Origin of the sequence: Rothia halotolerans, from assembly GCF_004136635.1 — a bacterium.
Lineage (GTDB): Bacteria > Actinomycetota > Actinomycetes > Actinomycetales > Micrococcaceae > Rothia > Rothia halotolerans.
Genome location: NZ_NOIU01000002.1, coordinates 667,541 through 691,495, shown reverse-complemented (window position 1 = coordinate 691,495; position 23,955 = coordinate 667,541). Strand labels below are relative to the sequence as shown.

At 69.8% G+C, this 23,955-nt stretch carries 19 protein-coding genes and 1 tRNA gene; 18 read left to right on the top strand and 2 right to left on the bottom strand.

Annotated elements, in window-relative coordinates:
* Nucleotides 1-58 precede the first annotated feature (58 nt).
* From ileS to ndk, 5 genes are all read left to right on the top strand, one after another.
* Nucleotides 59-3,385, top strand: coding sequence for an isoleucine--tRNA ligase (ileS, locus tag EWV39_RS08145; RefSeq protein ID WP_129658490.1), 3,327 nt, complete (start codon nucleotides 59-61; stop codon nucleotides 3,383-3,385).
* Entirely contained in the window at nucleotides 3,382-4,944 is a 1,563-nt protein-coding gene (locus EWV39_RS08140) for a bifunctional folylpolyglutamate synthase/dihydrofolate synthase (protein ID WP_129658488.1), read from the top strand. The genes ileS and EWV39_RS08140 overlap by 4 nt, the downstream gene beginning before the upstream one ends.
* Nucleotides 4,945-4,953: 9 nt before the next feature.
* Complete coding sequence (locus EWV39_RS08135; RefSeq protein WP_129658486.1) at nucleotides 4,954-5,397, top strand: DUF4233 domain-containing protein; 444 nt, start codon at nucleotides 4,954-4,956, stop codon at nucleotides 5,395-5,397.
* Nucleotides 5,394-6,770, top strand: a complete 1,377-nt coding sequence (locus EWV39_RS08130; protein WP_129658484.1) for a folylpolyglutamate synthase/dihydrofolate synthase family protein — start codon at nucleotides 5,394-5,396, stop codon at nucleotides 6,768-6,770. Before EWV39_RS08135 ends, EWV39_RS08130 begins: the two co-directional genes overlap by 4 nt.
* Nucleotides 6,771-6,962: 192 nt before the next feature.
* The gene (gene ndk, locus EWV39_RS08125) at nucleotides 6,963-7,376 is read left to right on the top strand and encodes a nucleoside-diphosphate kinase (RefSeq protein ID WP_129658482.1); all 414 of its coding nucleotides are present in this window, start codon (nucleotides 6,963-6,965) and stop codon (nucleotides 7,374-7,376) included.
* Nucleotides 7,377-7,473: 97 nt separating this feature from the next.
* On the opposite strand, the gene EWV39_RS08120 is transcribed toward ndk, so the two are convergent.
* Nucleotides 7,474-8,118 (bottom strand): vitamin K epoxide reductase family protein, encoded by a 645-nt coding sequence (locus EWV39_RS08120; RefSeq protein WP_238148182.1) that lies wholly within the window; start codon nucleotides 8,116-8,118, stop codon nucleotides 7,474-7,476.
* A gap of 205 nt (nucleotides 8,119-8,323) precedes the next feature.
* Between EWV39_RS08120 and EWV39_RS08115 the strand changes: the two genes are divergently transcribed.
* The 11 genes from EWV39_RS08115 (at nucleotide 8,324) to EWV39_RS08065 (ending at nucleotide 20,010) form a co-directional block, all read left to right on the top strand.
* Nucleotides 8,324-11,755: an Rne/Rng family ribonuclease gene (locus tag EWV39_RS08115; protein WP_420329952.1), complete on the top strand. Its 3,432-nt coding sequence runs from the start codon at nucleotides 8,324-8,326 to the stop codon at nucleotides 11,753-11,755.
* 298 nt (nucleotides 11,756-12,053) lie between these two features.
* Nucleotides 12,054-12,365: a 50S ribosomal protein L21 gene (rplU, locus tag EWV39_RS08110; protein WP_129658479.1), complete on the top strand. Its 312-nt coding sequence runs from the start codon at nucleotides 12,054-12,056 to the stop codon at nucleotides 12,363-12,365.
* A gap of 56 nt (nucleotides 12,366-12,421) precedes the next feature.
* Complete coding sequence (rpmA, locus tag EWV39_RS08105; RefSeq protein WP_129658477.1) at nucleotides 12,422-12,679, top strand: 50S ribosomal protein L27; 258 nt, start codon at nucleotides 12,422-12,424, stop codon at nucleotides 12,677-12,679.
* 138 nt (nucleotides 12,680-12,817) lie between these two features.
* Complete coding sequence (gene obgE / locus EWV39_RS08100; protein WP_129658475.1) at nucleotides 12,818-14,419, top strand: GTPase ObgE; 1,602 nt, start codon at nucleotides 12,818-12,820, stop codon at nucleotides 14,417-14,419.
* Nucleotides 14,420-14,512: 93 nt separating this feature from the next.
* Nucleotides 14,513-15,730, top strand: a complete 1,218-nt coding sequence (gene proB, locus EWV39_RS08095) for a glutamate 5-kinase (RefSeq protein WP_129658473.1) — start codon at nucleotides 14,513-14,515, stop codon at nucleotides 15,728-15,730.
* Between the two features lie 96 nt (nucleotides 15,731-15,826).
* Nucleotides 15,827-17,134, top strand: coding sequence for a glutamate-5-semialdehyde dehydrogenase (locus EWV39_RS08090; protein WP_129658471.1), 1,308 nt, complete (start codon nucleotides 15,827-15,829; stop codon nucleotides 17,132-17,134).
* An 80-nt stretch (nucleotides 17,135-17,214) separates the two neighbouring features.
* Entirely contained in the window at nucleotides 17,215-17,457 is a 243-nt protein-coding gene (locus tag EWV39_RS08085) for a hypothetical protein (RefSeq protein ID WP_129658469.1), read from the top strand.
* A 48-nt stretch (nucleotides 17,458-17,505) separates the two neighbouring features.
* Complete coding sequence (gene nadD, locus EWV39_RS08080) at nucleotides 17,506-18,213, top strand: nicotinate-nucleotide adenylyltransferase (RefSeq protein ID WP_129658467.1); 708 nt, start codon at nucleotides 17,506-17,508, stop codon at nucleotides 18,211-18,213.
* 24 nt (nucleotides 18,214-18,237) lie between these two features.
* Nucleotides 18,238-19,248, top strand: coding sequence for a hypothetical protein (locus EWV39_RS08075; protein WP_129658465.1), 1,011 nt, complete (start codon nucleotides 18,238-18,240; stop codon nucleotides 19,246-19,248).
* Nucleotides 19,249-19,322: 74 nt separating this feature from the next.
* Nucleotides 19,323-19,748, top strand: a complete 426-nt coding sequence (rsfS, locus tag EWV39_RS08070) for a ribosome silencing factor (RefSeq protein WP_129658463.1) — start codon at nucleotides 19,323-19,325, stop codon at nucleotides 19,746-19,748.
* A gap of 186 nt (nucleotides 19,749-19,934) precedes the next feature.
* Nucleotides 19,935-20,010: transfer RNA gene (locus EWV39_RS08065), tRNA-Ala, on the top strand.
* Between the two features lie 874 nt (nucleotides 20,011-20,884).
* Here EWV39_RS08065 and EWV39_RS08060 read toward each other — a convergent pair.
* Nucleotides 20,885-21,874: a DMT family transporter gene (locus EWV39_RS08060; RefSeq protein ID WP_129658461.1), complete on the bottom strand. Its 990-nt coding sequence runs from the start codon at nucleotides 21,872-21,874 to the stop codon at nucleotides 20,885-20,887.
* A 90-nt stretch (nucleotides 21,875-21,964) separates the two neighbouring features.
* On the opposite strand from EWV39_RS08060, the gene EWV39_RS08055 reads away from it, so the two are divergent.
* Both EWV39_RS08055 and EWV39_RS08050 read left to right on the top strand, forming a co-directional pair.
* A complete protein-coding gene (locus EWV39_RS08055; protein ID WP_129658459.1) occupies nucleotides 21,965-22,867 on the top strand; it encodes a LysR family transcriptional regulator in 903 nt (300 codons plus the stop codon).
* Nucleotides 22,868-23,134: 267 nt separating this feature from the next.
* On the top strand, nucleotides 23,135-23,473 hold the full coding sequence (locus EWV39_RS08050; RefSeq protein WP_129658457.1) for a histone-like nucleoid-structuring protein Lsr2: 339 nt from the start codon (nucleotides 23,135-23,137) through the stop codon (nucleotides 23,471-23,473).
* Nucleotides 23,474-23,955 lie beyond the last annotated feature (482 nt).

The following is a 23,955-nucleotide window of genomic DNA, read 5'->3' as shown; positions in this document are numbered from 1 at the left end:
CGTCCGGGGCGTCCTGACAGGCATCAGATCAGCACCGTTGTCGACCCAGGATTCTCGCGTGAGCACTCACTACCCCAAGGCCTCTGCCACCCCCGGCGACTCCGTGCCGGCCTCCCCCTCCTTCCCCCGGCTCGAGGAGGGCGTGCTGGAGTACTGGAAGCAGGACGGCACCTTCCAGGCCAGCATCGACCAGCGCGACCACGGCGAGGGCCACACCGACGAGTTCGTGTTCTACGACGGCCCTCCGTTCGCCAACGGCCTGCCCCACTACGGGCACCTGCTCACCGGCTACGTCAAGGACCTCGTCGCCCGCTACCAGACCCAGCGCGGCCACAAGGTGGACCGCCGCTTCGGCTGGGACACCCACGGCCTGCCCGCCGAGCTCGAGGCGATGAAGCAGCTGGGCATGACCGACAAGAACCAGATCGAGGCCATGGGCATCGAGAAGTTCAACGAGGCCTGCCGCTCCTCGGTCCTGAAGTACACCGACGAGTGGGAGAAGTACGTCACCCGCCAGGCCCGCTGGGTCGACTTCGAGAACGACTACAAGACGCTCAACGTCGAGTACATGGAGTCGGTCATCTGGGCCTTCAAGCAGCTGCACGAGAAGGGCCTGACCTACCGCGGCTTCCGCGTCCTGCCGTACTGCTGGAAGGACGAGACGCCGCTGTCCAATCACGAGCTGCGCATGGACGACGACGTCTACAAGGACCGTCAGGACCCCACCGTCACCGTCGCCTTCGAGGTCCTCGACGACGCCCCGCGGGCCCAGCACCCCGAGGTCGCCCGCGAGCTGGCCGGCGCGCAGCTGCTCGCCTGGACCACCACCCCCTGGACCCTGCCCACCAACGAGGCGATCGCCGTCGGGCCCGGGATCAGCTACGTGGCCGTGGAGGGCGCCGGGGAGCATGAGGGGACGACCTTCGTCCTCGGCGAGGACCTGCTGACCGACTACGCCGGGGACCTGGGCTACGGCGAGGCGGAGGACCCCGCCGCCGCGATCCGCGAGGCCGTGACCGGCCGCTGGACCGGCGACCAGCTCGAGGGCATCCGCTACCGCCCCCTGTGGGACTACTTCACCGACGCCGAGGCCTGGGGCACCGGGGAGGCGTGGCAGATCGTGGTGGCCGACTACGTCACCACCACCGACGGCACCGGCCTGGTCCACCAGGCGCCGGCCTACGGCGAGGACGACCAGCGGGTGTGCGAGGAGTACGGCATCCCCGTGATCCTCTCGGTCGACGAGTCGGCGAACTTCCTGCCGCTGTTCGCCGACGCCTCGCTCGACGCCGGGACCCCGCTGCGGGACATCGCGGGTCTGCAGGTCTTCGAGGCCAACCGCACCATCATCAACGTGCTCAAGGCCCAGGGCGTGCTGCTGCGCGAGAAGTCCTACGTACACTCCTACCCGCACTGCTGGCGCTGCCGCACCCCGCTCATCTACCGCGCGATCACCTCGTGGTACGTGGCGGTGACCGAGTTCAAGGACCGCATGGTCGAGCTCAACGAGCAGATCAACTGGATCCCCGAGAACGTCAAGCACGGCCAGTTCGGCAAGTGGCTCGAGAACGCCCGCGACTGGTCGATCTCCCGCAACCGCTACTGGGGATCCCCGATCCCGGTGTGGGTATCCGACGACGACGCCCACCCCCGCACGGACGTCTACGGCTCGCTGGCCGAGCTCGAGGCCGACTTCGGCCGGATCCCGCTCAACGAGGCGGGGGAGCCGGACCTGCACCGGCCCTTCATCGACGAGCTCACCCGGCCCAACCCGGACGACCCGACCGGCCGCTCCACGATGCGCCGCGTCCCCGACGTCCTGGACGTCTGGTTCGACTCCGGCTCGATGCCCTACGCCCAGGTCCACTACCCCTTCGAGAACAAGGAGTGGTTCGAGGGGCACTACCCGGCGGACTTCATCGTCGAGTACATCGGCCAGACCCGCGGGTGGTTCTACACCCTGCACATCCTCGCGACCGCGCTCTTCGACCGCCCGGCCTTCAAGAACGTCATCTCCCACGGCATCGTGCTGGGCTCGGACGGGCAGAAGATGTCCAAGTCGCTGCAGAACTACCCGGACGTCTCCGAGGTCCTGGACCGGGACGGCTCGGACGCGATGCGCTGGTTCCTGATGTCCTCGCCGATCCTGCGCGGCGGCAACCTCGTCGTCACCGAGCGCGGCATCCGCGAGGGCGTCCGCCAGGTCATGCTGCCGCTGTGGAGCGTCTACCACTTCTTCACCCTCTACACCAACGCCGCCTTCGACGGCTGCGGCTACGAGGCCCGCACCACCCACGTCTCCGAGCACGTCATGGACCGCTTCATCCTGGCCAAGACGCGCCAGCTGATCCGCGACGTCACGGTGTCCTTCGACGACTACGACGTCTGGGCCGCGGCCGAGCACCTGCGCGTCTACGTCGACGCGCTGACCAACTGGTACGTGCGCCGCTCCCGCGAGCGGTTCTTCGAGGAGGACATCGACGCCTTCGACGTGCTCTACACCTGCCTCGAGACCGTGTGCCGCGTGGCCGCCCCGCTGCTGCCGATGACCGCCGAGCAGATGTGGCGGGGGCTGACCGGCGGGCGCTCGGTGCACCTGACCGACTGGCCGGCCTCGGGCGCCTTCGCGGAGGAGGACGACCTGATCGAGCTCATGGAGATCACCCGTTCCATCTGCTCCGCCGGGTCCTCGCTGCGCAAGGCCCAGAACCTGCGCGTGCGCCAGCCGCTGGCCTCGCTGACCGTCGCCGCCCCGCGCGGCGCGGACCTCACCTCGACCTTCGGGGACATCATCGCCTCCGAGCTGAACATCAAGCGGGTCACGATCCTCGACGCCGATCAGACCAGCGCCGAGGAGTACGGCATCTCCCGCCGGCTCAAGGTCAACGCCCGGGCCGCCGGGCCGCGCCTGGGCAAGCAGGTCCAGGTCGCGATCAAGGCCGCGAAGTCGGGCGACTGGACGGTGCGCGAGGACGCCGTCGTCGTCGGGCTCGAGGCGGTCCCGGGCGGGCTGGCCCTGGAGGAGGGCGAGTACGAGCTGGAGACGGTCGTGGCCGAGGACGCCGGGACCGGCGGCGCGGTGGCCGTGATCGACGGCGGCTTCCTGGTCCTGGACACCGAGCTCACGCCCGAGCTCGAGGCCGAGGGGATCGCCCGCGACGTCGTCCGCGCCGTCCAGCAGGCCCGCAAGGAGGCCGGCCTGGACGTCTCCGACCGCATCCGCACCGTGATCTCCGCCGAGGCCGCCGTGCGCGACGCCGTCGAGGCCAACGCCGAGCTGGTGCGCCGCGAGACGCTGAGCGAGGAGCTCGAGCTCGCCGAGGGCCCCGAGCTCTCGGTGACCGTCACCAAGACCGACCACGAGGACAGCGAGGCACGGGCATGAGCGGACAGCAGCCCTTCGAGGACGACGCCGAGCGGCCCGGCGAGGAGCTGCCGGAGGAGCTCTCCCCGCTCGGCCCGGACGCCGACGCCGAGGACGGGGAGCCCACCGAGGACGAGCTGATCGCCGACGAGCTGACCCAGCTCGACGAGGCCGAGGAGCTCGCCGGTGGCGCGCCCGAGCCGGAGCCGGACCCGGCCGACGCCCGGTTCTCCGCCGAGTCCGTCCACGCCGAGCTGCGCGGCCGCGCCCCGGAGACGGAGATGGCCCCGCGGCTGGACGCGATGCGGATGGCCATGGACTTCCTGGGCGACCCGGCCCACGCGGCGCCGGTGATCCACCTGACCGGGACCAACGGCAAGACCTCCACGGCGCGGATGGTCGAGCGGCTGCTGATGGCCCACGACCTGCGCCCCGGGCGCTACACCTCTCCGCACCTGGCGCACGTGACGGAGCGGATCAGCGTCGACGGCGAGCCCGTGGACGCCGAGACCTTCGTGCGGACCTGGGACGAGATCCGGCCCTTCGTCCTCATGGTCGACGAGCGCCTCGAGGCGGCCGGCGAGGTCCCGCTGACCGAGTTCGAGGCGATGACGACGCTGGCGTTCGCGGTCTTCGCCAACGCGCCGGTCGACGTCGTCGTCCTGGAGGTCGGCCTGGGCGGGGCCTGGGACGCGACCAACGTGGCCGACGCCGCGGTCTCCGTGGTGACCCCGATCGACCTGGACCACACCGGGATGCTGGGGGAGACCGTGGAGGAGATCGCGACCGAGAAGGCCGGGATCATCAAGGACGGCGGCTTCCTGGTCTCCGCCGTCCAGCAGCCCGGCGTCGCGGAGATCCTGTTGGACGCCGCGCGCGGCCACGAGGCGCCGTTCAGGTTCGAGGGCGTCGAGTTCGGCGTCACGGACCGGGTGCCGGGCGTGGGCGGGCAGCTCATCGCGGTCCAGGGCATCGCCGGGACGACGTATAGGGACATCGCCCTGCCGCTGCTGGGCGCGCACCAGGCGGAGAACGCCTCGCTGGCCATCGCCGCCGTGGAGGCCTTCCTCGGCGGGGGAGAGAAGCCCCTCCCCGAGGAGCTGGTCCGCGCCGGGCTGGAGGAGGTCTCCTCGCCCGGCCGCCTGGAGGTCGCCGGCTCGGGTCCGACCGTGGTGCTCGACGCCGCCCACAACGTGCACGGGGTGAGGGCCTCGGCCGAGGCGGTGCTGGAGAGCTTCCAGATGCGGCGCCTGGACCTGGTGGTCGGGATCCTGGAGGACAAGGACGCCCTGAGCATGCTCGAGGCGATGCGCGAGCGCTACGCCGAGTCCCGGGAGTTCGACACGCGGCTCTACGTGACCGCCTCGACCTCCCAGCGGGCCATCCCCGCCGAGCGGCTCGCCGAGCTGGCCCTGGCGGCCGGCTTCGACGAGGACGACCTCGAGGTCCACGAGCACCTCGACGACGCCCTCTCCGCGGCCGTGCAGGACGCGGCCGCGGGCGAGGACCTGGACGGCACGGTACTGGTGACCGGCTCCATCACGGTGGTGGGCGAGACCCGCACGCTGCTGGGCCTGTAGGAGGATCTGATGGCACGCATGACGCGGGCGCAGCGCGAGTGGCGCCCCGGACAGCCCAAGAAGCCGGCCTCGGTGCGGATGATGTTCGCCTCGACGGTGCTGCTGCTGGAGGCCTTCGTGGTCTTCTTCGCGACCCTCGCCTTCTTCGGCCTCGAGGTCCTGCACGCGAGCGTCGCGGCGCGGGTCTGGACCATGGTCGGCGGGATGGCGCTGGCGGCCGCCTTCGTGGTCCTGTGCGGCTTCCTGCGCAGGCCGGGCGGCTACGCGGTCGGCTGGGCGCTGCAGGTCCTCCTGGTGGCCACCGGCTTCCTGCTGCCGGCCATGTTCGTCATCGGCGCGTGCTTCCTGGCCGCCTGGTGGTACTCGATGGTCACCGGCGTCCGGCTGGACCGGGAGAAGGCCGAGCGCTTCGAGGCCGAGCAGGAGTGGGAACGCCGGCACGGGGCCTCGTGAGCGGGGCGACCGCCGGCGCCGGGACGGAGCCCGAGGCGAACGGTCCCGGTGCGGCGACGTCCTCCGGCGCTGCGCCGGCTCCTGGGACGAACGGGGCCGGGGCGACGGCGTCCTCCGGCTCCGCGCCGGCGCCGGACCCCTCGGCGGCCCCCCACGAGGACATCGACGTCGCGCTGGAGTCCCGCGCCGTGTTCGGCTCGTGGGCGGATCGTCCCGAGGGCGCCCTCCGCAGCCTCGGCGCCGCCCGGGCGGTCCTGCGGGAGCTGCTGGCCGAGGCCGGCCTGCCGGCCGCCGGGGTCCCCACCGTGGTCGTCACCGGCTCCAAGGGCAAGGGGCAGGCGGCCACGACGGCGGCCGCGCACCTGACCGGCGCCGGCCTGCGGAGCGGCCTGGTCACCTCGCCCGGCATCCTCTCCAACCTCGACCGCTTCGCCCTCGACGGGGAGCCGCTGCCGGCGGGCACGTACAACCGGTGGCTGGCGGCCCTCGAGCGGGCGGTCCGCGCCGCCGGGGTGCCGGCGGGACAGTACCTGGCTCCCACGGGGCTGTTCACCGTGCTGGGGCATGCGATGCTCGCGGCGGAGGGGGCCGACGTCGTCGTGCACGAGGCCGGGCTCGGCGGGGCCCGGGACGAGGTCAGCCTCTTCGACCCGCTGGCCGTGGGCCTGACCAGCGTGCTCCGGGAGCACCTGGACATCTTCGGGCCCACGCTGGAGCACGTGGCCCGGGAGAAGTTCGGGCTCGTGCACGGGCCGGCCCCGGTCCTCAGCGTGCCGCAGGAGGAGGGCGTCGCGCCCCTGCTGGAGAGCGTCTGCGCCCGGCACGGGGCTCCGCTGCGGCTCACCGCGCGGGGGCCCTTCGCACGGCAGAACGCCGAGGCGGGCCGGCTCGCCGCCGAGGCCGCTGCCCGGGCCCTCGGGGCGCGCCCCTCCGCGGCCGGCGTCGTCCTGGAGCGCCCCGGCAGGGGGCAGGTCTACCGGACCGCCTCCGGGCGCCGGGTCATGGTGGACGCGTGCATCGACCCCGCCGGCTGGGAGGTCGCGCTGGAGCGGGCCCGGGAGGCCTTCGGCGCGGTCCCGCCCGTCTGGTGGTCGCTCCCGGCGACCAAAGGCGTCGAGGAGCTCGCGGACTGGCTGGATGCGCGGGGGGTCGAGCACCGCTTCGTCGCCCTGGAGAGCGGGCATCTGGACTACCGGCTGCCGGAGGGGCTGCGGCAGCGACTGCGCCCGGTGCCCCTGGAACAGATGCTGGAGCGGCTCGGGGAGCGGGCGGAGGACGACGACGCCGTGCTGGCGGCCGGCACCATCTCCTTCGGCACCGCGGTCCTGCGCAGCCTGGGCGTCACGGTCCGCAGGCTCTACCGGCGGGCGTGAGCCGCCCGCCGCGGGGCACGGCCGGCCCGACTTCGCTCCGCTCCGTCCGGTGAGGCCGGGCCCGGTCGAGGTCGGCCGGGACCCGCGCATGGCCCGCAGCCTCCGGATCGCCCGCCTGCCTCGGCGCAGGCCACGCCCCGTCCGGTAGTGTGGGCCCCAGTCACCCCCCCCAACCCGCAGGAGAATGAATCCATGACCGAACGCTCGCTCGTCCTCGTCAAGCCGGACGGCGTCGAGAGGAACCTCGTCGGACAGATCCTGGCCCGCTTCGAGGCCAAGGGCTACCGGCTCGTCGACCTGAGGATGCTCACCCCCGAGCGCTCCCTGCTCGAGCAGCACTACGCCGAGCACCAGGGCAAGCCCTTCTTCGAGCCCCTGGTCGAGTTCATGATGTCCGGCCCCGTGGTCGCGGCCGTCGTCGAGGGCCACCGCGTGATCGAGGGGCTGCGGACCATCATGGGCCCCTCCGAGCCGACGACGGCGCCCGGCGGCACCATCCGCGGCGACCTCGGCCGCGACTGGGGCGCCTCGGTGCAGAAGAACCTGGTGCACGGCTCGGACTCCCCGGAGTCGGCCGAGCGCGAGATCGGCATCTGGTTCGGCTGAGCCGTCCCCCGGGACCACGGCCGCCGCGGCGGCCGGACGCGAGGAGGCCCCGTCCGGAACACTTCCGGGCGGGGCCTCCTCGCGTCTCGCGGCGGCTCTAGAACATCCCCATGATGACGCTGAAGAAGCGGATGAAGATGATGCCGAACAGCACCAGCAGGACGATCAGCGTCAGGAACCAGGACCAGCCCTTGAGCGCCTCCGCGATCCGCTCGGGCACCGGGACCACCCCGGCCCGCATGTTGCGCATGCTCACGTGCACGAACAGCATCGACTGCACGATCCACACGACCATGCAGTACATGCACAGGGCGTCGATCTGGAAGGTCGTCTGGTACCAGAGCCAGCAGATGAAGACGAAGCCCAGGGTGATGCCCGCCTGGACGCACCACCAGTACCAGCGGGCGAAGCGCGCCCCGGCCAGCAGCGCCGTCGCGATCGCGAGCACCACCGCGTAGGCCACGATCCCGATCAGGGGGTTGGGGAACCCGAAGGCCTCCGCCTGGTTGGTGCGCATCACCGTCCCGCAGTTGAGCAGGGCGTTGATGTCGCAGCTGGAGGTGTGGCCGGCGTCGAGGTAGACCTGGAGCCGCTCGAAGACCAGCATCGCGGCGGCGCCGAACCCCACGGCGCCGGTGATGAGCATGAGCAGCCCGGTGCGGCGGTCGCGCGCCAGGGACTCGGGGGAGTCCGGATCCCGCTCGGCCCCCCGTTCGACGCTGGTGGTGGTCTGTGTGCTCAAGCGCTCGTCCTTCCGCCGTGCCGTCTGCCGGTTCTCGTCGGGGTCATCCTATCGACCCCGCCTGGCAGCCTCCCGGACGGGCGGCCGGCGCCACTGGGAATTCACTGAGAACGCCGGAAGGCTCGCCATATTCGTCGCGATCCGTCCGAGCTGTGCGATACTGGGGGAGGAGCCGCTCCGTGCCGCACGCGGAAGGCGGCCCCCAATGTGCCACCGACAGGCGTGTACCCCGTCAAGCCCTCCGGGCGACGAAGACCGCCTTGCACAAGACTCCAGCGCGACGCGGAGCTCGGCGGACCCATTGGCTCGGACGCCGCCCTCGCGGGGACGCCTCGCGAGGCCCGAGAGCCGTCCGAGTAAGAAGACGACTTCCGGTCGCCCCGTCACAGGGGTGAGACCGATATACCGGCCGGGTCCCGGGGTGCGGTTCGGAACCGGCCTCCATAGGAGTGCACGAACGCAGATGAACCACGAGACAGAGGGAACCACCGAGAACACCGGAGCCGACGCCGTCGAGCCGAACGGCGCCGCCGAGGAGGCGAACCGGCAGGAGACCGCCGACGCCGGCGGGCCGCCCGCCCCCTCGGTGCTCTTCCAGGCCCCCGACCTCCAGCAGATCAAGTCCGTCTCCGCCTCCAGGCACCAGGAGCGGGACTCCTCGGAGGAGGAGGCCGAGGACGCCGGCGAGGTCGTCACCAAGCGCCGCCGCAAGCGCCGCCGCGGCTCGGACGACCTGGAGGTCACCGGCGGCTCCGAGGAGGACCCGCCCAACACCGTGACCAAGGTGCGCAGTCCGCGCGCCTCCGAGGGGCCGGCCTCCAACAAGGTCGCCTCGGTCAAGGGCTCCACCCGGCTGGAGGCCAAGCGCCAGCGCCGCCGTGACTCGCGCGCCTCCGGGCGGCGTCGTCACGTCATCACCGAGGCCGAGTTCCTCGCCCGCCGCGAGTCCGTGGAGCGCCAGATGATGGTGCGCCAGAAGGACGACCGCATCCAGATCGGCGTCCTGGAGGACGGCGTGCTGGCCGAGCACTTCGTCTCCGAGACGCAGCAGGACTCGCTGATCGGCAACGTCTACGTCGGCAAGGTGCAGAACGTCCTGCCCTCGATGGAGGCGGCGTTCGTGGACATCGGGCGCGGCCGCAACGCCGTGCTCTACGCCGGCGAGGTCAACTGGGACGCCTCGGGCCTGGACGGGCAGCCCCGCAAGATCGAGAACGCCCTGAAGTCCGGCGACTCCGTGCTGGTCCAGGTGACCAAGGACCCCATCGGCCACAAGGGCGCCCGGCTGACCAGCCAGATCTCTCTGCCGGGCCGCTTCCTGGTCTACGTCCCCGGCGGCTCGATGACCGGCATCTCCCGCAAGCTCCCGGACACCGAGCGCGCGCGGCTGAAGAAGATCCTCAAGGACAAGCTGCCCGACGGCGCCGGCGTGATCGTGCGCACCGCCGCCGAGGGCGCGGCCGAGGAGGAGCTCGCCCACGACATCAACCGCCTGCGCGCGCAGTGGGAGGAGATCGAGGGCAAGTCGAAGTCCACCAAGGTCCTCGCGCCCGAGCTGCTCTACCAGGAGCCCGATCTGACCATCAAGACCGTCCGCGACGTCTTCAACGAGGACTTCTCCTCCATGGCGGTCCAGGGCGACGAGGCCTGGGACTCCATCGAGGCCTACGTGACCTACGTGGCGCCGGACCTGATCGACCGCCTCGAGAAGTGGGAGGGCGAGGAGGACCTCTTCGACCACTACCGGATCGAGGAGGGGCTCGCGAAGGCCCTGGAGCGCAAGGTCTTCCTGCCCTCCGGCGGCTCGCTGGTGATCGACCGCACCGAGGCCATGACCGTCATCGACGTCAACACGGGCAAGTTCACCGGCTCGGGGGGCAACCTCGAGGAGACGGTGACCAAGAACAACCTGGAGGCGGCCGAGGAGATCGTCCGGCAGCTGCGCCTGCGGGATATCGGCGGCATCATCGTCATCGACTTCATCGACATGGTGCTCGAGTCCAACCGGGACCTGGTGCTGCGCCGCCTGGTCGAGTGCCTCGGCCGGGACCGTACCAAGCACCAGGTGGCGGAGGTCACCTCACTGGGCCTGGTGCAGATGACCCGCAAGCGGATGGGCACCGGCCTGCTGGAGGTCTTCTCCGAGCCCTGCGAGCACTGCGCCGGGCGCGGCATCGTCGTCCAGGACCAGCCCATCAAGGGGCGGACCGGCGGCTTCGCCTCGGAGCAGAGCCACCGCGGGGACCGGAACGAGCGCAAGCGCGGCCGCGGTCGCGGCCAGCACAGGAACGGCGGCGAGCACCGTCCCCAGGAGGAGGACGCCCGCGCCGAGGCCACGCGCCACGCCGTGGCGAGCATCGCGGCGGCGTCGAAGCCGCACGACGACTCGGAGGAGGCGCCCGAGCGCTCCGAGGCCGAGCAGAGGGGTCCTGCGGGGCGCGGCGAGCAGCGGCACGAGGACGGCGAGTCCAAGTCCGCCAAGAAGCGCAAGCGCCGCAAGCGGAACAGGGGCCGCCAGGAGGGCGTCCAGGACGAGGTCCGGCAGTCCGGCGAGGACCGCTCCGAGCTCTCCGGGCCGAGCGACCCGGACATGGTGCTCACCCTGCACGGCGAGCTCATCAGCCTGCCCCAGGGGCAGCGGGAGGACGAGGACGAGGGTCCCGAGGGGGAGCAGGGAGACTTCACCCTGGAGTCCCTGACCGAGGCCTTCGAGCGCCGCGGCGAGGACGAGGGCCGAAGCGACTCCCGCCGCCGCGCCGAGGACCGCGCCCCGGAGACCGCCGAGGAGGCCCCGGCCGCCGAAGAGGCCCCGGCCGCCGAAGAGGTCGCGGCCGCAGAGGAGGAGCCCCGGGAGACGGAGCGTTCCGAGCGCGAGCGTCCCTCCCGCGAGCAGGCCGGGGACGACGCCGTCGCCCCCCGGGAGCGCCGTGCTGCTACCCGCGAATCCCGCCAGCAGGCCCGCCGCGGCGCCGAGCGCCGGAGCAGCGGCGGCGGGGCAGCTGACCGCCGGGCCGGCCGCGAGGCCGCCGAGGCGGCCCGCCGGGCCGCGCTGGAGGCGATCGAGGACATGCGTCCCGGCCGCCGCTCGCGTCCCGCATCATCCGGTGAGGACCGGACCGGGGGCCGTGCCTCCGGCGAGGACCGGAACGCTCGCCGCAGCGGGGAGGACCGGACCGGTCGTCGTTCGGGCGAGGATCGCGCCGGCCGTCGTACGGGTGAGGACCGCGCCGGCCGCCGCTCCTCCGGCGGCGGGAACGCCCGCCGCGCCCGCGTGGGCGGCGCGCCGGATCCCTCGGATCAGCCGACGGTGACCGGCGTCGCGACCCCCGGCGCCTCCTCCGCGGCGGCGCCCCCCGAGGCCGAGCAGGCCGCGAGCGGCCAGACCGCGGCCGGGCAGACGCCCGCCCAGCAGGGCCGGACCGAGGCCGCCCAGGCGGCTCCGGCCCCCAAACGGCGCCGCTCCCGCCGGGCCGGCTCCGCCGGCTCGGGGGCCGAGGTCGTCTCAGGCCACGGCGGCACGGCGCACGGCGCCTCGGTGACCAGCACGTCCGCTCCCGCCCGGGCCGAAGGGTCCGAGGAGGAGGTCCGCATGCTGGGGACCGGGGTCAGGGCCGAGGACATCCGCCGGGCCGAGTGACCCGCGGCCGGTGACTGTGATGCGTGTCGCCCGTTTCGGCGGGCGACACGCGCTCTGGTCACTTGCCGGGCGTGCGGGCGTGTCGTAACCTTATATGTCGGTGCTCATTGCCACCTCCTGCTCGGGGATTCCACCCGGGACCGCACAACCGACGGGCAGAGATCAGCGATTGAGCATGAGAGTGCAGGTGACGGCGCGCCCGGCAGGCGCGGGCGATGAAGCGCCAGGCCCAGCCGAAGCCCGAGCCGCGCCCTCCCAGAAACTTTGTACATACAACGTCGAGAGAAGTGAGTCCCAAGTGGTGTACGCGATTGTCCGCGCTGGCGGCCGCCAGGAAAAGGTTTCCATCGGAGACCTCGTTACCCTTGACCGCGTCGCCGGTGAGGCTGGAAGCACCATTGAGCTGCCCGTGCTGATGCTGGTCGACGGCGAGAAGGTCACCGCCGATGCCAAGGCCCTGACCTCCGCCAAGGTCACCGCCGAGAAGGTCGAGGACCTCCGCGGCCCCAAGGTCGTCATCCAGAAGTACAAGAACAAGACGGGCTACAAGAAGCGGCAGGGTTTCCGCGCGGATCTGACCAAGGTCAAGATCACCGCGATCGATTCCTAACCACCCGTCAGCTCCGGATCGCTCCGGAGGAAGAATCCAAACCAAGGTAGGCAGGTATGGCACACAAAAAAGGTGCAAGCTCAACCCGTAACGGCCGCGACTCCAACCCCCAGTTCCTGGGCGTGAAGCGCTTCGGCGGCCAGACCGTCAACGCCGGCGAGATCATCGTCCGCCAGCGCGGCACCCACTTCCACCCCGGTGAGAACGTGGGCCGCGGCGGCGACGACACCCTGTTCGCCCTGTCCGCCGGACAGGTCGAGTTCGGCCGTCGTCGCGGCCGCAAGGTCGTCAACATCCTGGCCGCGGCGGAGTAGCACTCCCTCGCGGACCAGCTGATGGGGCCGGTGCGCCGGCCCGGGAAGAGGGCAGCATTCCCCCGGGGTTGCTGCCCTCTTTCGCTTTAACTCCGTAGACTCATGGGGACCGTCCCCGCATCAACCGAGGAGAGATACGTGGCAAGTTTCGTGGACCGGGTCGTGCTGCACGCGAGCGGCGGAACCGGGGGTCATGGCTGCGTCTCCGTCCGCCGGGAGAAGTTCAAGCCGCTCGGCGGCCCCGACGGCGGCAACGGCGGCAACGGCGGCTCCGTGATCCTGCGCGTGGACGGGCAGTCCACGACGCTGCTGGAGTACCACCACGCGCCGCACCAGACCGCGCCCAAGGGCGACGTCGGCCGCGGCGACCACAGCCACGGCTCGCACGGCCAGGACCTCGTGCTCTCCGTGCCGCAGGGGACGGTCGTGAAGTCCCAGGACGGCGAGGTCCTGGCCGACCTCGCGCGCGAGGGCGACGAGTACGTCGCCGCGGAGGGCGGCGTCGGGGGCAAGGGCAACGCCGCGCTGGCCTCGCCCAAGCGCAAGGCGCCCGGCTTCGCGCTGCTCGGGACCCCCGGGAAGGCTCGCGACCTCGTCCTGGAGCTGAAGTCCATCGCCGACGTCGCCCTGGTCGGCTACCCCTCGGCCGGCAAGTCCTCGCTGATCGCGGCGCTGTCCAAGGCCCGGCCCAAGATCGCCGACTACCCCTTCACGACGCTGGTGCCCAACCTCGGCGTCGTCGAGGCCGGCGACGTGCGCTTCACGGTCGCCGACGTCCCCGGCCTGATCGAGGGCGCCTCGGAGGGCAAGGGGCTCGGCCAGCGCTTCCTGCGCCACGTCGAGCGCTGCGCGGCGATCGTCCACGTGATCGACTGCGCGACTCTCGAGCCCCGGCGCGACCCGATCAGCGACTTCGAGATCATCGAGACCGAGCTCTCCCGCTACGAGGTGGACCCCTCGGCCGCGACCTCGACCCCGCTGGCCGAGCGCCCCCATCTCGTGGTCCTCAACAAGGTGGACGTGCCCGAGGCCCGGGAGCTCGCCGACTTCGTCCGCCCCGAGCTGGAGGCCCGCGGCCTGCGCGTCTTCGAGATCTCGACCGCCTCGCACGAGGGGCTGCGCCAGCTGAGCTTCGCGATGGCCCAGCTGGTCGAGCAGGCCCGCGAGGAGTCCGTGGAGGAGGAGCCCGAGCAGCCGGAGGCCGTGATCCGCCCCAAGGGCTTCTCGCGCCGCGGCAGGACCCAGGACTTCACCATCCGCCGCGAGGAGCGCAGCCTCGAGCCGCTGTTCCGCGTGCTGGGGGAGAAGCCCGAGCGCTGGATCCAGCAGACGGACTTCTCCAACGACGAGGCGGTGGGCTACCTCGCGGACCGCCTGGCCAAGCTCGGCGTCGAGGACGCCCTGTTCAAGGAGGGCGCGCGCCCGGGGGACGCCGTGGTGATCGGCGACGCCGCCGACGCCGTGGTCTTCGACTGGGAGCCGACCATGATGAGCGGCGCCGAGCTGCTGACCAGCCCCCGCGGCACCGACGCCCGCCTGGAAGAGATCGTCCGCCCGACCCGCGCCGAGAAGCGCGAGGACTACCAGGAGCGCAAGGACGCCCGCGCCGCGGCCCGGGAGGAGCTCGAGACCGAGCGCCGCGCCGGCAAGTGGACCGAGTCCGTCGAGGAGGCCAGGGCCCGCCGCGCCGCGCGGGGCACGGACCGGCACGACGACGCGGAGGACCGCCCCGAGGACTGAGACGTCCCGCACACCCCCTAGACTGTTCGAGTAAACAATCGATCGCGGCGGTCCGTGACCGGATGCGGCCGCGGGAGGAGCTAGACGCAGAACATGAGCAAGACGTCCAACGCCAAACTGGGTCAGGCGGCGGTCCGCCGCTCCGCCGAATCGCGGGGGAAGAACCGGATCAGCCCGATCAGGACCCGCTCGGACATCCCCAGCGCACGGCGCGTGGTGGTGAAGGTCGGCTCGTCCTCTCTGACCTCCATCGTCAACTCCCTCGACGAGCTGGCCGTCGCGACCATCGCCGACGTGCTGGCCAAGACGCACGCGCGCGACGTCGAGGTGGTCTTCGTCTCCTCGGGCGCGATCGCCGCCGGCCTCGCCCCGCTGGGCCTGACGCGCCGTCCCAAGGACCTCGCGACCCAGCAGGCGGCAGCATCGGTGGGCCAGTCGCTGATCATGAACCGCTACACCGAGATCTTCTCGCGGTACAACGTGACCATCTCCCAGGTGCTCGTGACCGCCGAGGACCTCATGCACCGCAACCGCTACCACAACGCCCACCGGCAGCTGGAGCGCCTGCTGGACCTGAACGTGCTGCCGATCGTCAACGAGAACGACGCCGTCGCGACCCACGAGATCAAGTTCGGCGACAACGACCGCATCGCCGCCCTGGTGGCCCACACCATCAAGGCCGACGCGCTGCTGCTGCTCTCCGACGTCGACGCCCTCTACACCAAGCACCCGGCCGAGGGCGGCACCCGGATCGCGGAGGTCACCGACCCGGTCGCGGACCTGGAGGGCGTGGAGATCGGCACGATCGGCCGGGCCGGCGTCGGCTCCGGCGGGATGGTCACCAAGGTCGAGGCCGCCAAGATCGCGGCGAGCTCCGGCATCCCGGCGCTGGTCACCTCCACGGCCAACGCCGCCGCGGCGCTGGACGGCGCCGACGTCGGCACCTGGTTCACCCCCACCGGCGGCCGCCGCTCGGTGCGGCTGGTGTGGCTGACACAGCTGGCCAAGACCAAGGGCTCGCTCACCCTGGATCCCGGCGCCGTCAAGGCCATCCGCCGCCGCACCTCGCTGCTCGCGGCGGGCGTGACGGGCGTGGACGGCGTCTTCCGGCCCGGCGAGCCGATCTCCCTGCGGGACCAGGACGGCAAGGCGATCGCCAACGGCATCGCGGCGTACTCGAGCGAGGACATGCACCGGATCGCGGGCAAGCACACCGACGAGGCGATGGACGAGCTGGGGGAGGAGCACGACGGCGTCGTGGTCCACGTGGACAACCTGGCCCTGCTCTCCAACCGGAGCGCCAAGCGCTGACCGGACCGGCCGCCGGCGGCCCCGGCGGCCGAGCGGAGTTATGCACAGAGTGAAACGCCCCCGCGCAAGCGGGGGCGTTCCGGCTATCATCGGGGCATGACCAACACGACACACGAGACCGAGACCGCGTTCACCGTCCCGGAGGAGGTACGCAGCGCCGTCGAGGCCATGGCCGACGACGCCCGCGGCGCCTCCCGTGTCCTGGCCACGGCCCACCGGGCCCGCAAGGACCGCGCCCTGCAGCGCATCGCGGAGGCCATCGACGCCCAGCGCCAGACGATCCTGCGCTCCAACGCGCAGGACGTGGAGAACGGCCGGGAGAAGGGCCTGGCGGAGAACCTCATCGACCGGCTCAGCCTGGACGACGCACGGATCGACGGCCTGATCTCCGCCCTGCACAACCTAGCCTCGCAGACCGACCCCATCGGCCAGGTCATCGACGGCCAGACCCTGCCCAACGGCCTCCGGGTGCAGCAGATCCGGGTGCCGCTCGGCGTCGTCGGCGCGATCTACGAGGCGCGGCCCAACGTGACCGTGGACATCGCGGGGCTGGCGATCAAGTCCGGCAACGCCGCCATGCTGCGCGGCGGATCCGCGGCGGCCCGGACCAACACCACGCTGGTGGGCATCATCCGCGACGCCATGTACGGCGCCGGCTTCCCCGTGGACTCGGTGCAGTCCGTGGACGAGTTCGGGCGCGAGGGCGCCAACGCGCTCATGCAGGCCCGCGGGCGGGTGGACGTGCTCATCCCGCGCGGCGGCCACAACCTCATCCAGTCGGTGGTCCGCAACGCGAGCGTGCCGGTCATCGAGACGGGCGAGGGCAACGTCCACATCTACCTGGACGAGACCGCCGAGGCGAAGCGCGCGACCCCGCTGGTCGTGAACTCCAAGATCCACCGGCCCTCCGCCTGCAACTCGGCGGAGACGCTGCTGATCCGCGAGGGCGCGCCGGCCGCCCGCGAGGTGCTCGCGGGGCTGCTGAAGGAGAACGTGCGGCTGCACGTGGACGAGCGCGCCGCCGAGCTGGCGGGCGGGTACTCGGACCGGGTCGTCGCCGCCGAGCCGGGGGACTGGGAGGCCGAATCGCTGGCCCTGGAGATGTCCGTGCGGGTCGTGGACTCGCACGAGGAGGCGCTGGAGCACATCCAGCGGTACTCGACCGGGCACACCGAGGCCGTGATCACCAACGACCTGCGCGTGGCCGACGAGTTCGTCGCCCGGGTGGACTCCGCGGCCGTGATGGTCAACGCCTCGACCCGGTTCACCGACGGCGGCGAGCTCGGCCTCGGCGCCGAGGTCGGCATCTCGACGCAGAAGCTCCACGCCCGCGGGCCGATGGGCATGGCGCAGCTGACCTCGACCCAGTGGGTCGTCCGCGGCGAGGGCCAGATCAGGGGCTAGAATGGTCCGAAGAGACCATCGCATCCGCAGATCGTGAGGCAGGGCCGCCCGGCGCCTGCTCGAAGGGAAGAAACGACGCCATGACGAACTCCGTCCTCTCCGCCGCCACCGTGCTCGCCGAGGAAGGCCACCACGTGGTCAACGAGCTGCCGGTCCAGCCGATCTGGTTCGCCATCGTGTTCATGGTGGTGTTCATCATCCTGTCCTTCGTCGTGGCCTCGTTCAGCGGACGCGGGGTCACCCGCTCCGAGGCCTCGCCCTCGGAGCTCTCCGAGAACGAGCAGGAGGCCCTGGCCGAGTACGCGAAGACCCGCCAGGGCTAGTCCGCGTCCCCGCGACGCGAACTTCCCTCCGCGCACCGGCTCCACCGGATGAATCCGCATCTCGTGCATTCGCCCGCCGACGGGCTGAACGTCCCTCCCCGCGTCCCCGGCCGCACCCGCCTGGGCGTGATGGGAGGGACGTTCGACCCGATCCATCACGGGCACCTCGTGGCCGCCAGCGAGGTGGCCTCCGTCTTCGACCTGGACGAGGTCGTCTTCGTCCCCACCGGCCAGCCGTGGCAGAAGCAGGACAAGCAGGTCTCCACCGCGGAGCACCGCTACCTGATGACGGTGGTCGCCACCGCCTCCAACCCCCGGTTCACGGTCTCGCGGGTGGACATCGACCGCCCGGGCCCCACCTACACGGTGGACACGCTGCGGGACCTGAGCGCCCAGCGGCCCGACGCCGACCTCTTCTTCATCACCGGCGCCGACGCCATGGCGCAGATCCTCTCCTGGAAGGACGCCGGGAAGATGTGGGACCTCGCGTACTTCGTGGGCGTCACCCGGCCCGGCCACGAGCTCGCCTCGCCCGGGCGGACACGCGGCGTCGGGCTCCTGGAGGTCCCCGCCATGGCGATCTCCTCGACCGACGTGCGGCGCCGCTCCGCCGCCGGCAAGCCCGTGTGGTACCTGGTGCCGGACGGCGTCGTGCAGTACATCAACAAGTACCGGATCTACGCCGGGCCCGAGGATTCCAGCGCCGAGCCCGGCCACGCGAGCCCGGCCCAGCTTCCCCTGTGGACGGGTGCCTGACCGGTAGCGGTAGAATCGGACCCAATGAGGCGGCGTCCGCCGCCGATCGGCACGTCAAGGAGTTGTCAGCTGAGCACCGATCGCCCCACCACCACCGAGATCTCCGCGGAGCCGGACAAGGTGTACGTCGCCGAGGACGGCCTGGAGGTCCCCCCGGCGCCGGAAGGCTACGGGCCCCGCCGGCTCATGCGGTACCGCCGCGCCTACCTCGCGCGCCTGCGCGGCGACGCGCCGGCCCCGGAGACCCAGGGCGTGCCCGTCGTGCCGGTGATCGCGCCCGAGGCGGGTGCCCTGCGCCTGCAGCAGCGCTTCGCGGCCCTCGCCGAGAAGGGGCGCATCGAGACCCTGCCGGCGGAGGAGGAGTTCGAGCGGTTCCTGGCCGCCGACGGCTCCGCGCTGCCGTTCCGCGAGGAGGGCCGGCTCGACGACGTCCGCCGCCAGATCCTCGACGACGTCCGCCGCCAGATCCTCGGCGACGGCGGCATCACCGCCGCCCAGCCGGTCAGCACCATCAACCCCGCCCACCTCTCCGGGTTCTCCAGCGCGGACATCCAGACCACCACGTACGACGAGAACCTCCTGGGTCCCATGACCATGAGCGTCCCCATCGTCTTCGGGGGCCGGAAGGACGATGCCGGGGAGGCTTCCGCCGACGAGGCATCGAGCGTCCCGGAGACGGGGGAGGGCGGAGAGCCCGCTCCGGTGCCGGAGCCGTCCGGTGGCCGGGCCGCGGAAGCGAGCCCGGAGGCACCCGCGGACGACTCGAGGGACTCCTCCCGTGATCGGAGCGCAGAGGCGGCGACGGCCGAGGCTCCAGAGGCCGCCGGATCCCCCGAGGAACCGGCCGCCCAGGGCAGCATCGCTCCGGAGACGGTCTCGGCGCAGCCGGTCAGCGCCATGGACGCCCATGGCCTGGACCTGGACGGCCTGGACCGGAAGGCACCCGGCAACGGCGGGAAGATCGCGCTGTGGACCGTCGTCCTGCTCGTGATCATCGCGGCCGTCGTGCTCGGCATCGTGTTCTTCATGCCCTAGCCTCCGCCCCCATACCGCTTCCGGCCAGCCCGGCCGGCACCGACTTTTCACACCTTCGTCCTCGAAAGGACCACATGACTGCAGCATCAGCATCCATCGAAGCCCTCAAGCTCGCGGCCCGAGCGGCCGAGTCCAAGCACGCCACCCAGCTGAACGCCTTCGACGTCTCGGAGATCATGGGGCTGATCGACGGCTTCCTGATCGCCTCGGCGGCGAACGAGCGGGTCGTCGACGCCGTCGTGGACGAGGTCGAGGACCAGCTCCGCGAGCAGCTGGGCATCAAGCCCCTGCGCCGCGAGGGCAAGTCCGAGGGCCGCTGGGTCCTGCTGGACTTCGGCGACATCGTGGTGCACGTCCAGCACGAGGAGGAGCGCGCCTTCTACGCCCTGGACCGCCTGTGGGGCGAGGCGCCGCGCATCGAGCTGGGCGTGGAGAACGAGCTCGGGGCCGTCACCGAGATCCCGGAGGCCACGGAGCTGGCCCAGGAGCCCGCCTCCTGACCGTAACGGCCTCTCACCCGGCGTCGTCATCCCCCGGATCAGGCGGATGACGACGCCGTGGGACCGGCTCCCGGCATGGCCCGCGGCTCGATTTGCACGCGGCGCGGGAAGCCATTAGAGTAGAGGAGTTGCCACGGAGGGGCGAAGAAGAAATGCCTTCGGATCATCGGAAACGGTGGTGAATTTGGGGCTGTGGCGCAGCTGGTAGCGCATCTGCATGGCATGCAGAGGGTCAGGGGTTCGAGTCCCCTCAGCTCCACCAGAGTATTATTATTCGAACTATCGACAAGAGCAAAAACATCATCGGACGTTCCGTCCAGGGAAAGCCCGCCGGCATCGGCGGGCTTTTTCGTATCCCTAGACTGTTGAGGATCGTCACCGCGTGCACGCGCTAGCAGGGCACGGGTACGGGCGTTGAAAATCAGGTCGAACGGTGGTGCCGGTTCGGCCTGTAGGTGGTTCCCGTCTTCATCCACCACGACGTGGAGCTTCTCGAAGATCGAACATGCGGCGGATGTGGTCGGGCTTGCCGATAGGCGTTACCTGCTATCTGAGCGATATTCAGTGCCACGCTGATCAGCTCTTCGGATTCGGCGATGTCTGCGGTGAGCAGTTCCAGGCGCCGGGTGGTTCCGATGAGTTCACTATCGAGACGCTTCTGTTCGCTGCGAAAATGGAGATGACGGACCTCGATCTGTTTCTCCGCCAAGCGCGGTGGGAACGGCGGTCAGACCGCAGCGGACGAGTTCCGCGGTGAGGGTGCGGGTGGTCCACTTGTCGGTGGCGCAGGCTTTGAAGGCCCAGGTGACCAGTGGCGCGCGGAGCTCGTCGACGGTCACGGTTCGGTTCTCTCATCCGTTGTTGATCGTGCGGGTGTTGAGGTACCCGATCGGGGCGCGGCTGACACTGCCGCCGTTGCGAACTTTCTCGTTCATGCCATTGAAGACTTCGTTGGGCAGGTTTCCGTAGAGCGGTTGGCTGAGCGGATCGAGCAGTATCCAATCGTTCTGCTAGCTGACTCGGGTGAGCAGCTAGGCATCAGAGGCATGGACGCCCCACTCCCGTTACTGATAACCCCTCTAGTCGTTACCATCTGACACCCTGCTCGAACGGGGCTACGAAATGATCAGCTACATTTAGCGGAGACTCATCCATACCGGGGAGCTTGACGGGGCCTCTCGTGTGGGCGGTTTCTTGTGTTTGGGATGCCGCCTCGGGCGGAGCCATCTGGATGGCAGACGGGTGATGAAGACGCCCATCAAACAGAGCGCGCCGCCTGTCAGCATGACCGGCGTCGGGAACTCGCCCAGGAACAGCGCGGACATCAGGAGCACGAACACCGGGACCGCGTAGGTGGTCGCCGCGGTCCTACCGGCCGTGGTGCGCGAGAGGACATAGCCCCATGTGCTGAAGGCCAGCGCTGTGGGGAACAATCCCAGGTAGACGACGCCCAGTGTCGCTGAAGCCGGCGCGTGGGCCACGTCCTGGACCAGCTCCCCGGACCAGGGGAGCAGGCCAGCGGCCCCGGCTATGGCGCCGATCAGCGTCAGGGTCGTCGCGTTCGTATCACGCAGCAGTCGCTTCTGCAGCACGGTCGATCCGCCGTAGAGGAACGCCGCCAGCACCGCGAGGAACACGCCGCTGAGGGCGACGTCGCTCGTCCAGGAACTGGTGCCGATCAGCACCACGCCGAGGAAGGACAGCGGAGCGCCGACGAGCAGCGGGCGGGGGAACCCCTCTCGCAGGAAGAGGCCGCCGAAGAGCAGGGCGATGAGCGGGGCGAGGTTGACCAGCATCGAGGCCGTACCGGCGTCGAGCACGGTCTCCGCTTGGTTCAGGACGAGGTTGTACAGCGTGAACCACCCCAGGCCCCAGCCGATGATGAGCGGCAGGTCGCGTCCTCGTGGCCACCGGGCGCCGAGGGTCAGGGCGATCAGCCCCAAGCCGGCGCTGCCGACGAGCATTCTGAGTAACGCCAGGGATCCGGGGTCGTAGTGTTCTCCGGTGCTGCGGATCACCACGAACGATGACGCCCACAGCACCACCGTGGTCAGAGCCGCGAGGAAAACGCGCATCGAGCCGCGGGAAGAACGGAGAGTGGCGGGAATGAGTCTGTAGGAGGTCATATCTCGATCCTCGCTACGAATAATTGTCCGCACAAGCAAACACTTTAGGCTAACTGTTCAAGGATCGTAAACGATAGTTAGGATGGTTCCATGGAGATCCAACAGCTTCGCGCCTGGCGATCTGTGGTGGCCACCGGTTCCGTTCGGGCTGCTGCCCAGGCCCTCGGGTACTCGCCTTCGGCGGTGAGTCAGCAGATCACTCAATTACAGCGGGAGGCGCGGGTTCCCCTGCTGACCAAGGTGGGTCGAGGCATAGAGCCCACGCCCGAGGGCATCGCCTTGGCTCGGCGGATCGACGGCGTCTTGACGGAGATCAACGGATTGGAGGAGTTCCTCCGTACGATGCGGGCCGGCCAGGCCTCCACGCTGAGCATCGGCTACTTCCCCTCGCTTGGCACCACCTGGATTCCGGAGATCCTCTCAGGACTTTCCGCTCGGCATCCGGAGATCCGGATCGAGCTCTTTGTGGCGGATTCATTCGAGCCGGCGCGTAGGCCGCGTCCGGATCTTCAGCTGCTGGTACTGCCTCCTGAGGCAGCGGCCCCGAGCGGTTATGAGAAGCATCTGCTGGCGGATGATCCGTTCGTGGTGGCCGTTCCCGCAGACCATCCGCTGGGGGAGCGGGTCGAGGTGTCCTTGTCGGCTCTGGCGAGTGAGGACTGGATCGACAACGACGTGCCCGGGGGGACTTGCCGGCAGATTGTGTTGGATGCCTGTGCGGCGTTGGGGTTTCAGCCGAGTTTCCGCCTGCAGGCTCCTGATTACGGCAGCGCGCTGGGGTTAGTGGCTAAGGGGTTGGGGATCTCGGTTCTTCCCCGCCTGGCGACCCATGATCTTCCGGAGGCAGTGGTGATACTCCCGATCACTGACCCGGTTCCTGTGCGTTCGATCCACGTGCTCGTCTCTTCGAGTAGCCGGGGTCGAACGGTGGCAGCGACGGCGCTCGAACTTATGAGAAATCACTCCAGATCCGACCAATTATCGGCTGTATGAGCTAGCCTTCCCCTCTAGGTGAGTCGTTCCCGAATAGGGGTGAACGTTCTGCATCTTGCTATTCGTCACTTCCCATGGATGGTCTAGGGCGTGTTTGAGTGAGTCTGTCGATGCAGTATTAGCCGTATTGGCCTAAATTGGGTAAGTAGCGATGGTCCCTCGTAGCTCCACCCCATCGCCTGGGAAATGATGTATGTGAGGTTATGATAGGCTTTCGAGCAATATAGATTTCCGTCCATTCTCGAAGAGGCTGAACAAGGAGTATTCATGGCGCAGAAGGTTAACATCATTCTGACGGATGATCTCGATGGGGGAGAGGCGAACGAAACGGTGCGCTTCTCGCTTGATGGGGGCCAATTCGAGATCGATCTGTCGGCGGAGAACGCCGAAAAGCTGCGGGAGGCCGTAGCCCCCTTCAAGGCATCAGCACGCAAGGTAACACCGAACAAGAACCAACGAGCCCCCAAGAGCGCTTCGTCGAGCAGCAAGAACCCGGATACCCCGCTGATCCGTCAGTGGGCCAAGGAGAACGGCTACGGGGTGTCTGACCGTGGTCGTATCCATGAGGATATCCGGGCTGCGTATTACGCCGCCCAGCAGGGCTGACCTACTCGACTCTTCAGCCTGCGGGAAGCTGTCGGCTTCAGTCGACTTCAACAGGGCCACAGCTCCCCGCAGGTGTGATAGCGGTCCAGTCCGAATATATTCATTGAGGGACGAGGCTTAATCCCCAGACCCTTGTTGGGCATTTCATTCATCTAGAGAGAGGCCGGGTAAGCTGAATCAGAAAATACAACGGATACACCCTATGTCGGTGATTTCGTTTTTCGTCGGATTGACTAATATAATTTTCGGATGGAACGTGTTGATGAACCCGGTAGGGTTTATCCTTGCCGCGGGCGGCGCAGTAATTGGTATCATTGCCCTCCGAAAGGAGTCTATGCCCAATGGTTTAGGAATGTCGATTACCGGGATGATATTATCATGCGTAATACTTTTGATGTGGGCATTATTTCTATTCGCTGGATGGGGCTTTATGACGCTCGGAATTAGCTGACCATGAACCTTTAGTGTTGTTAGAAACTCAC